Source organism: Thiolapillus sp. (genome assembly GCF_048562965.1).
In the GTDB taxonomy this organism is placed as follows: Bacteria; Pseudomonadota; Gammaproteobacteria; order Chromatiales; family Chromatiaceae; genus Thiolapillus; species Thiolapillus brandeum_A.
Map to the genome: position 1 here is coordinate 1 of NZ_JBHNMF010000936.1, position 1107 is coordinate 1107.

At 59.7% G+C, this 1107-nt stretch carries 1 protein-coding gene; it reads right to left on the minus strand.

Features of this window, described 5'->3' with window-relative positions:
* Positions 1 to 1107 (minus strand): type I restriction endonuclease subunit R, EcoR124 family (locus ACOCD2_RS21300; RefSeq protein WP_419626062.1); only part of this gene is annotated, 1107 nt, incomplete at both ends.

Genomic DNA, 1107 nt, shown 5'->3' on the forward strand with positions numbered 1-1107 from the left:
TGCTCACGGCTTATCTTCTGCTTCCTGGGCGGCTGGCCGGTGAAACGGACGATGAGCTTCATGATGTAGTCATAGTCGATGAGCGCAGAGTCGAACAGCACGAACTCGAAATCGAGCTGCCGGATGGGGTCGTTGGGGTCTGGCGTCTTCTCCTGCCTGGCTTTGAGCTCCTGGGCAACATCGAGATAGACGCCCCTGAAGGCGCGCAGGTCATCTTCCGGCAGCAGTTTATCAATGGTCTCGCGCAGTTCAGGATCGAGATCGGTGTACTGGTCGAGCTGGGTACGGATGCGCTGCACTTCCCTGAAGCAGTTGATGAAGGTGGCGCGGGCCTCGTCACCCTTGAGGCTGGCGACTTCCCCGGGCCTGCAGTCCACACCCTGGGATTGCATGAAGTCTTCGAGTTGCTGCACGGCTTCGCTCAGCTTTTCCACCACCACGGGGGCCGGGTCCACCAGCCAGATTTCACGGGCCCGCTCGCCCGCCTCGCCGGAGAACAGGGCGATGGCATCGTCAACGGCTTTCCTCTGGTCGCGGAAGTCGAGGATGTTTCCGCAGGGCTTGGCACCGTGCAGCACGCGGTTGGTGCGCGAGAAGGCCTGAATCAGGCCATGGTACTTGAGGTGCCTGTCCACATAAAGGGGGTTGATGTACTGGGAATCGAAGCCGGTGAGCAGCATGTCCACCACGATGGTGAGATCGATCTTTTTGTCGTGCGGCAGGTCGCTGTTGGAGTATTTCTGGTCCTTGATGCGTTTTTGCACGTCCTGATAGTAGAGATCAAAGGTGCCGATATCGAAGTTGACGCCGTATTGCCGGTTGTAGTCGGCCATGATGGCCTTGAGGGCTTCTTTCTTCCGGTTCGGCTCCTTCCGGTTGTCGGCCTTCTCCTGCGGCAGGTCTTCCTGTAGCTGGGCGACATCCCTGTTGCCTTCCGCGGGCGGGGAGAAAATGCAGGCCACATTGAGCGGCAGGTAATCCCCGTTTTCGGCCTGCTTTTGCGCCTGCAGTGCCTTGAACAGGTCGTAATACGCGATGGCGTCGTCGATGGAGGCGGTGGCCAGCAGGGCGTTGAAGCGCCGCCGGTTGCTGGCCTTGTCATGCCTG